15 protein-coding genes are annotated in these 16097 nt (G+C 73.6%); 6 read left to right on the top strand and 9 right to left on the bottom strand.

Annotated features, from left to right (window positions below; genetic code table 11):
• Nucleotides 1–33 precede the first annotated feature (33 nt).
• Nucleotides 34–939: a PAC2 family protein gene (locus H5965_RS26565; RefSeq protein WP_086839241.1), complete on the top strand. Its 906-nt coding sequence runs from the start codon at nucleotides 34–36 to the stop codon at nucleotides 937–939.
• A 1-nt stretch (nucleotide 940) separates the two neighbouring features.
• On the opposite strand, the gene H5965_RS26570 is transcribed toward H5965_RS26565, so the two are convergent.
• Nucleotides 941–1843, bottom strand: coding sequence for a phosphotriesterase (locus H5965_RS26570; protein ID WP_310972964.1), 903 nt, complete (start codon nucleotides 1841–1843; stop codon nucleotides 941–943).
• Between the two features lie 38 nt (nucleotides 1844–1881).
• On the opposite strand from H5965_RS26570, the gene H5965_RS26575 reads away from it, so the two are divergent.
• Complete coding sequence (locus H5965_RS26575; RefSeq protein WP_310972965.1) at nucleotides 1882–2427, top strand: CGNR zinc finger domain-containing protein; 546 nt, start codon at nucleotides 1882–1884, stop codon at nucleotides 2425–2427.
• On the opposite strand, the gene H5965_RS26580 is transcribed toward H5965_RS26575, so the two are convergent.
• The 3 genes from H5965_RS26580 to H5965_RS26590 form a co-directional block, all read right to left on the bottom strand.
• Nucleotides 2422–3255, bottom strand: coding sequence for a metallophosphoesterase (locus H5965_RS26580; RefSeq protein WP_310972966.1), 834 nt, complete (start codon nucleotides 3253–3255; stop codon nucleotides 2422–2424). The two genes, H5965_RS26575 and H5965_RS26580, sit on opposite strands and share 6 nt — an antisense overlap.
• Nucleotides 3256–3343: 88 nt before the next feature.
• Nucleotides 3344–4576, bottom strand: coding sequence for an MFS transporter (locus H5965_RS26585; protein WP_310972967.1), 1233 nt, complete (start codon nucleotides 4574–4576; stop codon nucleotides 3344–3346).
• A complete protein-coding gene (locus H5965_RS26590; RefSeq protein ID WP_310972968.1) occupies nucleotides 4573–5160 on the bottom strand; it encodes a helix-turn-helix domain-containing protein in 588 nt (195 codons plus the stop codon). Before H5965_RS26590 ends, H5965_RS26585 begins: the two co-directional genes overlap by 4 nt.
• Before the next feature lie 146 nt (nucleotides 5161–5306).
• Here H5965_RS26590 and H5965_RS26595 point away from each other — a divergent pair, with 146 nt between their 5' ends.
• Both H5965_RS26595 and H5965_RS26600 read left to right on the top strand, forming a co-directional pair.
• Complete coding sequence (locus H5965_RS26595) at nucleotides 5307–5783, top strand: MarR family transcriptional regulator (protein WP_310972969.1); 477 nt, start codon at nucleotides 5307–5309, stop codon at nucleotides 5781–5783.
• 155 nt (nucleotides 5784–5938) lie between these two features.
• Complete coding sequence (locus H5965_RS26600; protein ID WP_310972970.1) at nucleotides 5939–7564, top strand: ABC-F family ATP-binding cassette domain-containing protein; 1626 nt, start codon at nucleotides 5939–5941, stop codon at nucleotides 7562–7564.
• 57 nt (nucleotides 7565–7621) lie between these two features.
• Here H5965_RS26600 and mshC read toward each other — a convergent pair whose 3' ends face one another.
• The 4 genes from mshC to H5965_RS26620 form a co-directional block, all read right to left on the bottom strand.
• Entirely contained in the window at nucleotides 7622–8860 is a 1239-nt protein-coding gene (gene mshC / locus H5965_RS26605; RefSeq protein WP_310972971.1) for a cysteine--1-D-myo-inosityl 2-amino-2-deoxy-alpha-D-glucopyranoside ligase, read from the bottom strand.
• Nucleotides 8861–8884: 24 nt separating this feature from the next.
• The gene (locus tag H5965_RS26610; RefSeq protein ID WP_310972972.1) at nucleotides 8885–9661 is read right to left on the bottom strand and encodes a MerR family transcriptional regulator; all 777 of its coding nucleotides are present in this window, start codon (nucleotides 9659–9661) and stop codon (nucleotides 8885–8887) included.
• A gap of 318 nt (nucleotides 9662–9979) precedes the next feature.
• On the bottom strand, nucleotides 9980–11941 hold the full coding sequence (locus H5965_RS26615; RefSeq protein WP_310972973.1) for a VWA domain-containing protein: 1962 nt from the start codon (nucleotides 11939–11941) through the stop codon (nucleotides 9980–9982).
• Nucleotides 11938–13335 carry an ATP-binding protein gene (locus tag H5965_RS26620; RefSeq protein ID WP_310972974.1) on the bottom strand — a complete coding sequence of 466 codons (1398 nt, stop codon included), beginning with the start codon at nucleotides 13333–13335 and terminating at the stop codon, nucleotides 11938–11940. The genes H5965_RS26615 and H5965_RS26620 overlap by 4 nt, the downstream gene beginning before the upstream one ends.
• A 100-nt stretch (nucleotides 13336–13435) precedes the next feature.
• On the opposite strand from H5965_RS26620, the gene H5965_RS26625 reads away from it, so the two are divergent.
• On the top strand, nucleotides 13436–14233 hold the full coding sequence (locus tag H5965_RS26625; RefSeq protein WP_310972975.1) for a hypothetical protein: 798 nt from the start codon (nucleotides 13436–13438) through the stop codon (nucleotides 14231–14233).
• Between the two features lie 3 nt (nucleotides 14234–14236).
• Entirely contained in the window at nucleotides 14237–14995 is a 759-nt protein-coding gene (locus H5965_RS26630) for a methyltransferase domain-containing protein (protein ID WP_310972976.1), read from the top strand.
• Here the strand turns inward: H5965_RS26630 and H5965_RS26635 are convergent.
• Nucleotides 14992–16035 carry a ferrochelatase gene (locus H5965_RS26635; protein ID WP_310973227.1) on the bottom strand — a complete coding sequence of 348 codons (1044 nt, stop codon included), beginning with the start codon at nucleotides 16033–16035 and terminating at the stop codon, nucleotides 14992–14994. The two genes, H5965_RS26630 and H5965_RS26635, sit on opposite strands and share 4 nt — an antisense overlap.
• Nucleotides 16036–16097 lie beyond the last annotated feature (62 nt).

A 16097-nucleotide genomic window follows, 5' to 3' on the forward strand; every position in this document is an offset into this window, starting at 1 on the left:
ACAGCGTAAGGCCGGTGGTCGTAGGCTGGTCCGGTGAGTGAGCCCGTCGACGAGACCCCGCGGCCGCCCGGCGGCCGCCCCGAACCCACCCGGCCGCTGATGGTGGTCGCCTTCGAAGGATGGAACGACGCGGGTGACGCGGCCAGCCGGGCGGTCGAGCACCTGCAGCTGAACTGGGACGCCACCCCGCTGGCGGAACTGGAGCCCGACGACTACTACGACTTCCAGGTCAGCCGCCCGACCGTCCGGATGGTGGACGGCGTCACTCGACGGGTGGACTGGCCGACGACGCGGCTGTCGGTGTGCCGCCCCGACGGCTTCGACCGCGACGTGGTCCTCGTCCAGGGCCCCGAGCCCAACATGCGCTGGCGCGCGTTCTGCGCGGAGCTGCTGGAGCACATCCAGCAGCTCGACGTCGCGACCGTGGTGACGCTGGGGGCGTTGCTCGCCGACACCGCGCACACCCGGCCCGTCCCGGTCACCGGAACGGCCTACGACAAGGACACGGCCTCGCTCTACGGCCTCGACCTGAACAACTACCAGGGCCCGACCGGCATCGTCGGCATCCTGCAGGACTACTGCGTGCAGGCGGGCATCCCGGCGGTGTCGATCTGGGCCGCGGTGCCGCACTACGTGTCGCACCCGCCGTCGCCGAAGGCGACCCTGGCGCTGCTGCACAAGCTGGAGGACATCCTCGACGTCGAGATCCCGCTGGGCGCGCTGCCCGAGCAGTCCGAGGAGTGGCAGCGCACGGTCAGCGAGATGGCCGACGAGGACGAGGAGATCAGCGAGTACGTCCGCAGCCTCGAGGAGCGCGGCGACGCCCAGAGCGAGGTCGCGGAGCAGGACGTGAGCGGCGACAAGATCGCCGCGGAGTTCGAGCGCTACCTGCGCCGCCGCGGCCGTGGCGGCGGGCAGGAAGGCTTCGGCCTGCGCTGAGTCACCGGCGCCAGCTGGTGGCGAACGCCCGCGCGGGGTTCGCCACCAGCATGGCCGTGACGACGTCGCCGCCGAGCCGCCGGGCCAGCCGCGGCGCGAGCGTGGTGAGCAGGTAGGCCGCGCCCGGCTGGAACCGGGCCGCGGCCGTCGTGGTGTCGCCGCCCAGCAGGATCCGCCCGCCGTGCCCGGCCTCGACGAGCGCTTCGAGGCCGTCGAAGAGCCGCTGGTCGGTGGCATGGTTGGCCCGCGACGGGCCGTCGAAGCCGAGGAACACGCCGGTCTCGGCGATTTCCCGCTGCAGCGGCGCGTCCGGGTTCCGGTTCAGGTGCCCGAGGATCACCTTTCCGGGTGAAACACCGAGCTTGCCGCAGAGCAGGTCGACCGTCTCCAGGCCGGCCGTGCCCAGTTCGAGGTGCACGGCGATCGGCGCGCCGGTCTCCTCGTGGGCGACCGCGGCGGCGGTCATCGTCAGCCGGGCGTGCGCATCGATCGTGTGGAAGGCGCCGGCGACCTTGATCAGCCCGGCGCGCGGTGCGGCGGTCCCGGTCAGGTCTTCGACGAAGACGCCGGCGAGGTCGTCGACGAGCCGGCTCAGCGCGGCGGGCGCATAGTGCTCGGCGCGGTGCAGACCGGTGGCGCCCACCAGATGGACGCCCGTCTCCCGCGAGATCCGGGCGAGCTCCGGCATCCGGCGGCCGAGCCCGTGCGGCGTCCACTGGACGAGGGCCGCGCCGCCCGCCGCCTTGAAGTGGAGGACCTGCTCCATCGCCGGCTCCCGGCCGTCGAGCTCCTGGCCCGGCAGCAGCTTCGAGGCGAAGAAGAGGTGGTCGTGCGAGTTCGTCACGCCCAGTTCGGCCGGGTCGATGTCGCCCAGCACCGTCCGGACCTCGGGTTCCCCAGTCACGAGGCCGAGTGTAACGCCTCAGCCGTTACACTGGCGAGGTGTCCGAAGACTTCCGCCTCGACATGGGCGCACCCTGGCTCAACCTGCTGGCGACCCGTGGCCGTCACTTCGGCGCGCAGCCGGTCGAGCGGCTGCCGACGCCCGCGCGGCTGCGCGAGTGGCTCGCTCTTTCCGAGCTGACCCCGCTCGCCCCGGTCACGGACACCGACCTGGACCGGGCCCGCGAACTCCGCGAGACACTCCGGCCGCTGGCACTGGGCGCGGTCGACGGCCTCGCGCCGACCGCGGAGCAGGTCCGGGCCCTGGCGCGGGCGCTTGCCCGGGAGCCGGTGCACCTGGCGGCGCTGGAGAGGCTGCACCGGAGCGCCCCGCCGACCGCCGCGGCCGCCTTGGCCCGGCTGGCCCACCAGGCCATGGACTGGCTCACCGGCCCCCTGCGGCACGACCTGCGGGCCTGCCCCGAGCAGGACTGCCGCGGGGTGTTCGCCGACCCGGGCGGCCGGCGGCGGTGGTGCCCGTCTCCGGCGTGCGCCAGCCGCGGGCGGGTGCGCGCCCTCAGGGAGCGGCGGCGCGAGGGATCATGACGGCCACAGGATGCGGCGCATCGGCACCGCGCCCCGGGCCCGCTTGCGCCACTCGCGCGGATAACCCAGCGAGACCTCTTCGAACCGGACGCCGTCGGCCTCGGTGCTGCGCGGGATGTGCAGGTGCCCGTACACCGCGATCTCCGCGCGGTAGCGGACGTGCCAGTCCTCGGTCTTCGTCGTGCCGCACCACAGCGCGAACTCCGGCCAGTACAGCGGCGCGGTCGGGTGGCGGTGCAGCGGCCAGTGGGACATCAGGATCGTGCCGTGGTCCTCGGGGATCGCGTCGAGGCGCTCGGTGCTGATCTTCAGCCGGTCCGCGCACCACGCCTGGCGGCTGGGGTACGGGTCCGGGTACAGGAAGTACTCGTCGGTGCAGACCACGCCGGCCTCGCGGGCCTGGCGCAGGGCCTCCTCCAGGGACTTGCCCTCGGCCTCCGGGGTCCGCCAGCTGTAGTCGTAGAGCAGGAACAGCGGGGCGATCGTCAGCGGCCGCGGGCCGTGGGTCCAGACCGGGAACTCGTCTTCCGGCGTCAGGACGCCGATCTCGCGGCACTGCTCCACCAGGTACTCGTACCGGGCCTGGCCCCGCAGCTGGCAGTCGTCGTTCTTCGTCGTCCACAGCTCGTGGTTGCCCGGCACCCAGACGACCTTGGCGAACCGGCTGCGCAGCGTCTTCAGCGTCCCGATGGTGGCCTCGGCCAGCTCGGCGACGTCGCCGGCGACGAGCAGCCAGTCTTCGGGGGTTTCCGGGACGACGGAGTCGAGGATGGGGCCGTTGCCCTCGTGGGTCACGTGGAGGTCGCTGGTGGCGAACAGGTGCGGCACCCCTCCACCGTAACCACCGCCGCCCGGGTGGTTGCGCGAAACCTGCGGATCGTTTCGCGCCGGGCGCCGGCGGCATCACGTCCGCGCTCTACGACCTCGCCGACGCCGCCGCCCGGCAGGCCGGCTGCCGGGTCCATCCCCGGCGCGGGAGCAGCATCAGCAGCCCGGCGACGACGTAGACGCCGGCCTGGGCGTTCAGCAGGACGGCGGGCCCGGTCGTCGCGACGAGCGCGCCCGCCAGCAGCGCACCGGCGGTCGTGCAGGCGGCCACGGCGGCGAACGTCGTGCTCAGCACCCGGCCGGCGCGCTCGGGTGCCACCGCGCTCTGGATCTCCGACAGCACCCCGGCACCGACGGCCACGCCCGGCGCCCCGACCACGACGAACAACCCGACGTACAGCCCCAGCGCCGTCGTGACCAGCGAGAGGTTCCAGATCAGCGCGGACACCAGCCCGAGCCCGAGAGAACCCCAGCCCAGCAGCGCCGCCGGTGCGACGCGCCGCGCCACGGTGGCCAGGGCGAACCCGGCGGCCAGCCCGCCGATCGCCTGCACGCCCCGCAGCAGGCCCGCGTCGGCTTCGCTGCCGCCGAGCACATCGAGGACGTAGACCACGAACAGCACCAGGAACATGCCCTGCGCCAGCGACGTGAACACCAGCGCGAGCCCGGTGCGCCGCAGCCGCGGGTTGTGCGTCAGCTCGCGCAGGCCGGCGAGCCAGGCGCGCACCACCGGTTCCCGCGCCGCCACCGGGGCCGGCACGGCGACCCGGCGGAACGGCTTGGCCAGCAGGGCCGCGGCCACCACGAGGACGGCCAGGTAGCCGGTGATGACGTCGGTCAGCCCGCCGAAGCCCAGCAGGGCACCCCCGGCCCAGCCGCCGGCCAGCCGGGCGACACTGCCGTTCACGCTCATCAGCCCGTTGGCCGCGGTCACCTCCGCGACGCCGACCAGTTCCGGCACCAACGCGTTGCGCGTGGGTTCGAACACCGACGCCAGCGCCGCCTGGGCGGCCATCACCGCGTAGACCACGGTGACGCCGGGCTCGGCCAGCAGCGGCAGCGCCACCACGGCGAGCCCGGCGCAGACGCCGAAGAGCACCGCGCGGCGGTTCCACCGGTCGGCGACGACCCCGGCGACCGGGCTCAGCAGCACCGCGGGCAGCAGGCCGAGCACGATGCTCAACGCCGTCGTCGCGGCGGAGCCGGTGCGCTGGAAGACGTAGACGGGCAGCGCCACCTGCAGCATCCACTCGGCCGTCTCGCCGAAGAAGGCGGCCACCCACAGCCGCGCGAACGCCGGAACCCCCAGCAGCTGCTTCATTCCTCCGCCTTCCCCGAGTGTTCGATGCGCGGGAACGCCCGCAGGCCGACGTGCACCGGGCGCGCGTCGGCGGGGGCGTCCGTGCGGATGGCGCCGACGTACGGCCGGACCAGCGCGTCGATCGCCTCGGTCAGCCGGGTCAGCTCCGCCGGCGTGACGCGCAGCGCGTAGGTGGCCAGCCCGGTCGCGGCGCGCCAGGCCGGGTCGAGGTCGTCGAAGGAGTCCAGGTACCGCTGGGTCAGCTCCTGCTCGTGGCTCAGCTGCGCGCCGACCACGCCCAGCTGCGCGGCCCGGTGCGCCGGGTCGTCGGCGGGCTCCCCCAGCTCCAGGCCGACCTGCCGGGCGCGCCACGGCCGCTCCCGGCCGTCCTCGGCGTCGGCCCGCTCGACCAGGCCGTACTGCGCCAGCTGCCGCAGGTGCCAGCTGCAGTTGGACGCCGTCGAGCCGACCGCCTCGGCGCACTCGCTCGCGGTGCGCGGGCCGACCGCGGTCAGGTGGTTCAGCAGCGCCGATCGCAGCGGGTGCGCCAGCGCGCGCAGGAGCTCGACGTCCTCGATCCGCTTGCGCGGTGGCAGCCCAGCCATCGGTCGTCCAATCTGAAAGAACTATTTCGAAAGTACTCTTTCATAGTTGGTCCCGCCTGCTGGTTTGTCAAGCGGCCCGGCTATCGTTCGCGGGGCAGTGACTGCACCGAGCAGTGACTACGTCGTCACCGAGCCTTGGATGGACGTTGCCCGACCAGCGCGAACTCGCCACCGCCGCCGCCCTCGCCCTCCCCCGGTTCGTCGGGTCGACCGCGCTCTTCCACGCGGCGGTCGCCGAGCGGATGGCCGTCACCCCGACCGAGCTGCACTGCCTGCACCTGCTCCACGGCGGCGTCAGCGATTCACCGTCCGAGCTCGCCCGGCTGCTGGGGATGAGCACGGGCGCGTTCACCCGGCTGCTCGACCGGATGGAGCGGCACCGGCTCGCCGAGCGCGCACCCGATCCCGCGGACCGCCGCCGGCTCGTCGTCCGGCCGCTGCCCGACCGGATGGCCGAGCTCGCCGAGCTGTACGCACCGATGGCCCGGTTCGTCGGCGAACGCCTGGCCCGCTTCGACCGCCGCCAGCTGACCGCTCTGCTCGAATTCCTCACCGACGGCACCGCGGCGGCCGAACGGTCGACGGCGGACCTGCCGGATGTGACCCAGGCCATAACCCGTTGACTAACTCTACGGTTGTTGCGTTAACCTGGTGCCACTATGAGGAACTGAACCGCGCCCATCCCGCTTGAGGCGGCACCGGTCGAGCCGACGCTCCCGCGTGCCACGACGCCCGGCGTGGATCCCGCTTTTCTTCCCCCAGGGCCCGGTGATCGCACATGTCTCCCGTTTTCCCGTTGCAGGCCAAGGACGTCGTCTTCGGCTACGGCACCCGCGTCGTCCTCGACGGCGTTTCCCTCACCGCGTCGGCCGGGCAGCGGCTCGGCCTGGTCGGCGAGAACGGCACCGGCAAGTCCACCCTGCTTCGCCTGCTCGCCGGGCTCGAAGAACCACGCTCCGGCGAGGTGCTCCGCGGCCCGGACGTCGGGTTCCTGCTGCAGGAACTCCCCTTCGCCCTGGACGCGACCTTTGCCGACGTGCTCGACGACGCGCTCGCCGAGATCCGCGCCGCCGCGGCCCGGCTCGACGAGCTGACCGCGGCCATGACCGACCGGCCCGACGACCCGGGCGTGCTCGAGGAGTACGGCCGGGTCCTGGAGTGGGCCCAGGCCCACGACCTCTGGGACGCCGACCGCCGCGCCAAGCTCGTCTGCGACGGGCTCGGCCTCGGCGGCGTCGCCCCGGACCGGCGGCTCGGGACGCTGTCCGGCGGGCAGCGGTCCCGGCTCGGCCTGGCCGCGCTGCTGATCCGGCAGCCGGAGACGCTGCTGCTCGACGAGCCGACCAACCACCTCGACGACAGCGCGATGGCGTTCCTGGAGCGTCACCTCACCGAGCTGACCGGGATCGTGGTGCTGTCCTCGCACGACCGGGTGTTCCTCGACGCCGTCTGCACCGACATCGTCGACCTGGACCCGGCCGCGGCCGACCGGCAGGCCGGCGGCGCGGTGCGCTACGGCGGCAGCTACACCGACTACCTCGGCCACAAGAAGGCCGAACGCGCGCGGTGGGAGCAGCGGTACGCCGAAGAGCAGGAGGAGCTGAAGGAGCTGCGGGAAACCGTCGCGGTCACCGCGCGGAACGTCGCCTACGGCCGCGGTCCGCGCGACAACGACAAGTTCATCCACCACTTCAAGGGCGCCCGCGTCCAGAAGACGATCTCGCGGCGGGTGCGCGACGCCGAGCAGCGGCTGGAGAACCTGGAACGCGACCAGGTCCGCAAACCGCCGGCACCGCTGCGGTTCCGGGCCGAGCTCACCGGCCGCGCGACCGGCGACGGCCCGGCGATTTCGGTGCGGTCGCTGGAAGTCCCGGGACGGTTGTCGTTGCCGCGGCTGGACGTCGACGGCTCGGCCCGGCTGCTCGTCACCGGCGGGAACGGCGCCGGGAAGTCGACCCTGCTGTCGGTGCTGGCCGGCCGGCTCGCCCCGGCGGCCGGGACGGTCCACTTCGGACACGGTGTCCGGGTCGGGCTGCTGGAGCAGGACGTCGTGTTCGCCGCACCGGAGCGGACCGCGGCCCGGGTGTACCGGGACGCGCTCGGCGAGGACGCTCCCCCGTTGAGCCGGCTCGGTTTGCTGGCGTCACGGGATCTGCGGCAGCCCGTCGGGGCGCTGTCGGTCGGCCAGCGGCGGCGGCTGGCGCTGGCGATCCTGCTGGCCGAACCGCCGGACGTCCTCCTGCTGGACGAGCCGACGAACCACATTTCGCTGACCTTGGCGGAAGAGCTGTTCGCGGCCCTGGAGACGGCGCCGGGCGCGGTCGTCATCGCGTCCCACGACCGGTGGCTGCGGCGCGACTGGTCCGGCGACCACCTGGAACTGGCCGGAGGCCGGCCGGTGTAGGGCGTTATACACGCAACCCGGGCCCGGCACTCGCGGGAGTGCCGGGCCCGGGTTGCGTCAGAGGGTGACGCCGAGGAGGGCGTCGACGGCGTCGCGGATCAGGCCGGGTGCCGTCGGGTCGGTGCCGTCGCGGCGCAGGGCCTCGTTCGCCCACGCGTCGATCGCTGCCAGGGCCTTCGGCGTGTCGAGGTCGTCGGACAGGTGGTCGCGCAGCCGCGTGACGGTGTCCTCCGCCGCCGGTCCGGTCGCCAGGGAGACGGCTTCGCGCCAGCGCGCGAGCCGGGTTTCGGCTTCGGCGAGGAGCGCGTCGGTCCACGGGCGGTCTTCGCGGTAGTGGCCGGCGAACAGCGCGAGCCGGATCGCGCCCGGGTCGACCTGGTCGGCGCGCAGCCGCGAGACGAACACGAGGTTCCCGCGCGACTTCGACATCTTCTCGCCGTCGAGGCCGATCATCCCGGCGTGCACGTAGTGGCGGGCGAACGGGCCGTCCTTGGCGACGGCCTCGGCGTGCGCCGCGCTGTACTCGTGGTGCGGGAAGATCAGGTCCGATCCACCGCCCTGGAGGTCGAAGCCCAGGCCCAGCCGGTTGACCGCGATCGCGCTGCACTCGATGTGCCAGCCGGGCCGTCCGGCGCCGAGCTCGGAGTCCCAGGACGGCTCGCCTTCGCGGGCCACGCGCCACAGCAGCGCGTCCAGCGGGTGCCGCTTGCCGGCGCGGTCGGGGTCGCCGCCGCGCTCGGCGAAGAACTTCCGCATGGTCGGCTCGTCGTAGTTCGACTCGTAGCCGAACTTCCCGGTCGCGGTGTGGTCGAAGTAGACGTCGGGGAACTCCGGGTCGTCCGCGCGGTAGGCGGCGCCGTTGGCCAGCAGTTTCGCGATGACCTCGACGATCTCCGGGATGCTCTCGACGGCGCCGACGAACTGCTTCGGCGGCAGTACGCGCAGGGCGACCATGTCCTCGCGGAACAGCGCCGTCTCGCGCATGCCCAGCACGACCCAGTCGTCCTGGTCGCGTTCGGCCCGCTCCAGCAGCGGCTCGTCGATGTCCGTCACGTTCTGCACGTAGTGGACGTCGTGCCCGTTGTCCCGCCAGACGCGGTTCACCAGGTCGAAGGCGAGGTACGTCGCGGCGTGCCCCAGATGCGTCGCGTCGTAGGGCGTGATGCCGCAGACGTACATCCGGGCGGTGGCGCCGGGCGCGGTCGGGCGGATCTGCCCGGTGGCCGTGTCGTGGAGCCGCAGCGGGCGGGGGGTGCCGGGGATGCGGGGCACGTCGACCGATGACCAAGTCTGCATACCTCGACTGTAAGGGCTGGTGCGTCACGCCTTCCCGAGCGGTGGGACGAGCCTCACGCGGGCGTAGGCTTCGATCGCCCGCGCCAGCCACGCCGGGAGCGCCGGATCGGCCCGCTCGGCCAGCGTCCGCTGCCGCGGATCGGTGACGTAGAGCCCGCCCATCGCCGCGTAGGCCGCCGCGGTCGGCTGCCAGAAGTGGCTGACCGACCGGTGGTGCTCGGCGACGGCGTCGAGCGCGGCGGGGTCGTCCGGCGCCGCCCCGGACCGCATGACGGCGGCCAGCCGCCGGAACAGAGCCGCACTCCGGGCGGCGGCGTGCTCGTAGTCGGCGGCGGTGAGCCCCTCCTGGGCGGCTTGGGCCGTGTCGAACGCCACGGCGGCCCCCTCGCCGAACGTCTCCCGGTAGTGCCGCCGCAGGGCGGCACCGTCCTTCCGCAGCCCGGCGAAGAACCGTTCGGGATCCTCGATCCGCGCCCGGCCGAGGTCCCCGAGCGTCTCCTCGACGGTCCCGATGACCCGATCGAGGCGGCGCCGCTCTTCTTCGAGCTGCGCCAGGTGCCCGCGCAGGGCGGTGGCCTCGTCGACGTGTTCGCCGAGCACGGCCCCGATCTCGGCCAGCCCGAGCCCGAGCCGCCGCAGCAGCAGGATGCGCTGCAGGCGCAGCAGCTCGAACCGGCCGTACCAGCGGTAGCCGTTCGGCGCGACCGAAGCCGGGGTCAGCAGGCCGATCGCGTCGTAGTGGCGCAGCATCCGCGCCGAGACGCCGGACGCCTTCGCGACCTGGCTGATCGAGTACTGCATCAGGCCAGCTTAGGAGGCGGCCTTCACACCCTGGCAAGTTTTGCGGCCCCGCCGGCAGCGCGGGCCCGGTGCGGCGAGCGCACCTCGCCGACCACCGCGAACCCGCCGCGGCCACGAGCGACCGAGCCCGCCGCACCGCCGGCTTGCGTGGCAGCGCGGGCGCTCCCTCAGCCGATCGAGCGTCCGCCCCAACCCGCAGGGCAGCGCATCTCACCCGCGTCCGCGCATTCGCCGAAATCTCCGCCGGGCGCGAGCGGCCGCCGCAGCGACCGCGCGCCGGCCGGGGCGCTCACCCAGCCGGGTGAGCGCCCGTGCCGGTCACCGCCGGGTGCGCAGGTAGTCGCCGACCACCGCCGCGCCCAGGCCGTCGAGGTCCGGGGCGATCACGCGGCCGCCCGAGCGGCGGGCGATCAGGTCCACGAACGACGTCAGCCTCGGGTCGTCGCCCAGGCGGAACACCGAGATCGACGCGCCCAGCTTGGCCAATCGATCCACTTCGGACAGTGTCTTGTGGAGGGTCCGGGGCTGGGGCGGGTAGTCGAAGACCGCCTCGCCGTCGGGTTCCAGGTGGGCCGTCGGCTCGCCGTCGGTGACCATCAGGACCACCGGCTGGGCGTCCGGGTGCCGCCGCAGGTGCTGACCCGCCAGCAACAGCCCGTGGTGGGCGTTCGTGCCCTGCTCCCACGCGCCCTCCAGGCCGACCAGCTCCGGCAGCTCCATCGACTGGGCGTAGCGGCCGAACGTGATCAGCTGCAGCGCGTCGTTGCGGAACCGGGTGCTGATCAGCTGGTGCAGCGCGAGCGCCGTGCGCTTCATCGGCAGCCAGCGCCCCTCCTGCACCATCGACCACGACGTGTCGACCAGCAGCGCCACCGCCGCGCGCGTCCGGTGCTCGGTCTCGACCACTTCGACGTCCTCGACGTCGAGCCGGACCCGCCGCTCCCCCACCGACACCGATCGCAGCACGGCGTTGCGGATGGTGCGCGGCACGTCCCAGGGCTGCATGTCCCCGAACCGCCACGGCCGCGACGCGCCGGTGGGTTCGCCCGCCGCACCCGCCGACTCGGTCTCGCGCTCGCCGGTCTTGCCGCGCAACGCGTTCACGATGTCGGACAGCACCGTCTCGCCGAGGCGCCGCAACGCCTTCGGCGACAACCGCAGCGAGCCGTCGGCGGCGCGTTCGAACAGGCCCTGGCGACGCAGCTCGCGCTCCAGTTCGGCCAGCCGGCGAGCGTCGACGCCGGCGTCCTTGCCGAGCTGGCGCTCGAGAGCCTCCAGGTCGATGTCCTCCAGCCGCGCGCCCGGATAGGACTGGCCGAGCTGCTCGGCCAGCGCGTCCAGCTCGGCGAGGTCCTGCATGGCCTGGGCGCCTTCGCCCATGCCCAGCGGGTTGTTGCCGCGGAAGCGCGCCGAGCCCGTCCAGTCCTCGCCCGGCCGGGCCGCGCGCAGCTGACCGTCCAACCGGGACAGTTGCTGGGCCAGCCGGGGGTCACCGAAGGCCTGCTGGGTCAGCTCCGCGAGTTCCGCCCGCTGCTCCGCCGACATCGAGTTCAGCATCCGCTGGGCGGCCGCCGACCGCTCGGCCAGCGCGTCGATCAGCTCTTCGACGTTCCGCGGGTTCTCCGGGAAGAACTCGCCGTGCTTGGCCATGAAGTCGTCGAAGCGCTGCTGGATGTCCTCCGCGCCCTGGGCGTGCGCGGCGAGCAGGTCGTTGAGGTCGGAGAGCATCTCGTTGATCCGCTCGACGTCCTCGGGCCCGGCGTTCTGCAGCGCCTGCTTCATGCCCTGGAACCGCGACTCCATCAGCTCCTGGCCGAGCAGGTCCCGGATCTTCTGGTAGTTCTCCCGGCCCTGTTCCGAGCGCCAGTCGTAGTTCGCCAGCTCGTTGACGGCGGCGGCCGTCCCCGGCGGCAGCGCGTCGAGCTGGGCCTCCCGGAACCGGGCGTCGTCGTCCGGGTCCGGGAACAGCTCTCGGCGCTCGGCGTCGAGAGCCTCCTGCAACAGGCGCTGGACCTCCTGCAGGGTGCCGTCGAGGTTGTTGCGGCGCTGGATCTGCGACCGGCGCTGCCACAGCCGGCGGGTCAGCTCGTCGAGGCCCGCCGTGCGGTTCGTGCCGCGCCGCAGCATCTCCTCCAGCGCGGCCCGCGGCGACGCGCCGGCCATGACGTCCTGGCCGATCTCGTCGAGCGCGTCGCGCAGGTCGGCCGGCGGCGCGAGGGGGTCCGGCCCGTCGTGCCACGGGCCGTAGGAGTAGCCGTCGGGAAGCGGGACCGCGGTCATCGGCCGTAGACGGTCGTCGCGTCGTCGGAGTCCTTCGCGAGCCTGCGCGAGAGGAACAGCGATTCGAGGGCTAGTTCGACGGCGGCCGCGATCCGCCCGGCGGGCTCGTCGGCGGCCACCCCGGCACGCTGGGCGACCTCGTGCAGGACCGGCAGTTCCGGCAGCGCTTCGAGGACGTCCTTGCCCGGCACGCGCTCGCCGGTGGACACCAGGTGCCCTTCGCCGACCGCGTCCGCCAGGGGCCGCAGGTCGAGACCGGCGAACCGGTCGCGGGCGGTCTCGGCGATCGCCATCCGCAGCAGGTGCACGAGGTGCTCGATCTCGCGGCCCTCTTCGCCGGGCTCGAACTCGATCTTGCCGCGCAGCACCGACGGGACGGCGTCGAGGTCGACCGGGCGCGCCACCGCGGGCTCCTCCCCGGTCAGCGCCGAACGCCGCAGCGCCGCGGCCGCCACGGTTTCCGCCGCGGCGACGGCGAACCGCGCCGAGACGCCGGAGCGCTGGTCGATCACCGTGGATTCCCGGAGGTTCCGGACGAACCGGGCGAGCACTTCCAGGAGCGGCTCGCCGACTTCGGCGACGAGGTTCGCCTCCTGCCGCACGACCGCCACTTCCGAGGCCACATCCAGGGGGTAGTGCGTGCGGATCTCGGCGCCGAAGCGGTCCTTCAGCGGGGTGATGATCCGGCCGCGATTGGTGTAGTCCTCGGGGTTCGCGGTCGCGACGAGCAGGACGTCCAGGGGCAGCCGCAGCGTGTAGCCGCGGACCTGGATGTCGCGCTCCTCCATCACGTTCAGCAGCGCGACCTGGATGCGCTCGGCGAGGTCGGGCAGCTCGTTGATGGCCACGATGCCGCGGTGGGCGCGCGGGACGAGACCGAAGTGGATGGTCTCGGGGTCGCCGAGGCTGCGGCCTTCGGCGACCTTCACCGGGTCGACGTCGCCGATCAGGTCGCCGACCGAAGTGTCCGGCGTGGCCAGTTTTTCGGTGTAGCGCTCGGAGCGGTGGCGCCAGGCCACCGGCAGGTCGTCGCCGAGCTCGGCGGCTCGCCGGATCGACGCGGGCGTGATCGGCTGCAGCGGGTGTTCGCCCAGCTCGGAGCCCTCGATGACGGGTGTCCACTCGTCGAGCAGGCCGGCGAGGGTGCGCAGCAGGCGGGTCTTGCCCTGGCCGCGTTCGCCGAGCAGGACGACGTCGTGGCCGGCCAGCAGCGCGCGTTCGAGCTGCGGCAGCACGGTGCGCGAGAAGCCGACGATGCCGGGCCAGGCGTCCTCGCCGTTCTTGAGGGCGGTCAGCAGGTTGTCGTGGATCTCTCGGGCGATCGGGCGCGGCTCGTACCCGGCCGCGCGCAGGGCCCCGGCGGTGCGGGGAAGAGCGTCTGGAACAGCGTTCACCTCCTCGACGCTACTGCCGGATCGGCGGTGCGTCGATGTGGAGCGGCTCCAGCGTGGGCGCGCTCCCGGCGGACCGGGCGGCCCGGTAAAATAGGGCGTCGTGTGCCGTCCCAGTGCGACTTTCGCCGTCTGGTCGAGCGCGTGGCTCAACGGGGCCGCCGCGTCCGACGATGTCCTCGATGCCCTGCTCGCGTGGGGTGAGGCCCATGACGTCGTGGCCGCCGACGCGGCCGCGGCCGACGCGTTCGCGCTCCCGCTGGCGTTCAACCGGGCGGCCACGCCGGTGCAGCTGCTGATGGCGCTGCGTTCGCAAGGAGCGAAATCCCTCCACCTGGTCCTCCCGGTCCCGGGCGACGTCCGCGGCCTGGGCGGTGGCGGCCCGTTCACCGAAGCGGCGTTGCGCGCGGGTGACGCACTCGTGCTGCCGGACCTCGGCTTCGGCCTGGTGCCGGAGCCGATCGCCGAGGGCCTGGTGCGCTGGACTGTCTATGCGCTGCCGTCGCCGACGACCCCGGAGTACGTCCCGCTCGGCGAGGCCGAGCACGGGCTGACCGACGCGATCCGCGCCAGCGCCGGGGCGTTGCAGACCCTGGACGTGGCTTCGGACCGGCCGGGGGTGCGCGCGGAGCTGTCGGCCCACCTGCGCTCCCGCCCGAACGTGGACTGGCCGGCGGGCACGCCCGGACGCGCGTTGCGGGTGCTGCAGCGGGCGGAGGAGATCGCGGCGATCCTGGCGATCGCGTCCTCGGACGATCCGGGCGGCGCGCTGTCGGCGTCGGCGTCGACGTTGCGTGCTCAGGCGCTGCGGCCGTTGTCGGACGCGGTCCGGACGGCCCGCTGCGCGGCGATCAACGAAGCGGTCCGGGTGTTCGCGGAGCAGACGGCCCGCGAAGGCTGAGCGGTGCCGGACGACACGTGGGCCGCGGTCGCCGACGATTTCGCCGACGGCGCCTACGCGACGGCCAAGGGGCGCGTCCGCACCTCCGTGATGCACCGGCAGCTGCTGGAGCACCTGCCCGCCCCGCCGGCTTCGGTGCTGGACGTCGGCGGCGGCGCCGGTCACCAGTCGTTCCCGCTGGCCCGCGCGGGCCACGACGTCACGCTGCTCGACTCGTCGGCGGCGATGCTCGCCAAGGCCCGGCAGCGCCTGCCGGACCGGGTGACGCTCGTGCAAGCCGACGCCGCGAACGCCGCGGAGGCGGTCGGCGGCCGTCGTTTCGACGCCGTCCTGTGCCACGGCGTGCTCGGCTACCTGGACGACCCGGACCCCGTGCTCGACCAGCTGTGCCGGTGCGCCGCGCCCGGCGGGCTCGTCTCGGTCATGACCGGCAACGCCGAGGCCGCGGCCGTGCGCCCGGCCTTGGAAGGACGCTGGGAAGACGCCCTGGAGGCGTTCGGCGCCCGCACCGAAATCGGGGTGCTGGGCCTGCCGACCCGCGCCGACACGGTGGCCGAGCTCCGTGGATCACTCCGCAGCCGCGGGGTGGAACCCGTTGCGTGGTACGGGGTCTGGCTGTTCGTCGACTGGCTCGACCTCAGTGGCGCCGGCCCGGACCCGGCCGACGCCGAACGGATCGCGGCCGTCGAGTTCGAGGCCGGCCGGCGGGATCCGTACCGCCGCCTCAGCCGCGCCTTCCACCTCGTGGGGCGCCGGACCTAGCGGGCCGGGCGCTTCGCCGGTTCGCAGCAGCCGATCGCGCAGGGCGCGCCGTTGACGGTGCAGCCCGCCGACGGGAACGGCGACAGCTTGCGCGGCTCCACGCCGTGCGTGTGCTCGCGGATCAGCTCCACCACCAGCTCCGCGAAGCGGGGATCCGCGCCTGCCGTCGCCGCGCGGGCGAACTTCATCCCGTGCTCGGCCGCGCGCTCCGCCGCCTCGTTGTCCAGGTCCCAGATCACCTCGAGGTGGTCGGACACGAACCCGATCGGTGAGACGACCACCCCCGGCACCCCGGCGGCGTGCAGCGCGTCGAGGTGGTCGACGATGTCCGGCTCCAGCCACGGCACCTGCGGCGGCCCGGACCGCGACTGCCAGACGACGTCGTACTCCGCGATGCCCGCCTCGGCCGCGACCAGGCGAGCCGCCTCCGCGATCTGGCGCGAGTACCGGCGGCCGCCTTCCGACGGCGGCCCCGAGGCGCGATCCGCGCTCTCCGGCACCGAGTGCGCCGTGAACACCGTGCGGATCCCCGGCTCGTTCCCGAGCGACGCGTGGGCCGCGCGCACGCCGTCGGCGACCGCCGAGACGAACAGCGGGTGGTCGAAGAACTGGCGCAGCTTCACCAGTTCGGGGGCGCCCTCGCCGACCGCCGCACGGGCGCGTTCGATGTCCTCGTCGTACTGGCGGCACGCCGAGTAGCCGCCGTACGCGCTCGTGGGGAACACGAGGATCTTCTTCGCGCCTTCCGAGGTCAGCGCGGCCAGGGTGTCCTCGACCATCGGGTGCCAGTTGCGGTTGCCGAAGTGCACCGGCAGGTCCATGCCGGCCGCCGAGAGCTGCTTCTCGACCGCGGCCATCGCGTCGCGGTTCAGCTTGTTGATCGGCGAGACCCCGCCGAAGTGCTGGTAGTGCTCGGCGACCTCCAGGAGCCGCTCGCGCGGCACCCCCCGGCCCCTGGTCACGTTCTCGAGGAACGGCATGACGTCGTCAGGCCCTTCCGGGCCGCCGAACGAGAGCCACAGCAACGCGTCGTATCCCACCCCCGTCATCTTGCCGATGTGGCCGCCCGCACGCCGACTCGGGCCCGTTATGAATCGATCAG

The sequence above is a fragment of the Amycolatopsis sp. 505 genome (assembly GCF_031625235.1).
Lineage (GTDB): Bacteria > Actinomycetota > Actinomycetes > Mycobacteriales > Pseudonocardiaceae > Amycolatopsis.

What these genes read in the sequence shown, in the direction of transcription:
- H5965_RS26585 (WP_310972967.1), bottom strand. Translation starts at nt 4,576, where the DNA reads ATGAAGCAGCTGCTGGGGGTTCCGGCGTTCGCGCGGCTGTGGGTGGCC.
- H5965_RS26600 (WP_310972970.1), top strand. Translation starts at nt 5,939, where the DNA reads ATGTCTCCCGTTTTCCCGTTGCAGGCCAAGGACGTCGTCTTCGGCTAC.
- H5965_RS26615 (WP_310972973.1), bottom strand. Translation starts at nt 11,941, where the DNA reads ATGACCGCGGTCCCGCTTCCCGACGGCTACTCCTACGGCCCGTGGCAC.
- H5965_RS26610 (WP_310972972.1), bottom strand. Translation starts at nt 9,661, where the DNA reads ATGCAGTACTCGATCAGCCAGGTCGCGAAGGCGTCCGGCGTCTCGGCG.
- H5965_RS26590 (WP_310972968.1), bottom strand. Translation starts at nt 5,160, where the DNA reads ATGGCTGGGCTGCCACCGCGCAAGCGGATCGAGGACGTCGAGCTCCTG.
- mshC (WP_310972971.1), bottom strand. Translation starts at nt 8,860, where the DNA reads ATGCAGACTTGGTCATCGGTCGACGTGCCCCGCATCCCCGGCACCCCC.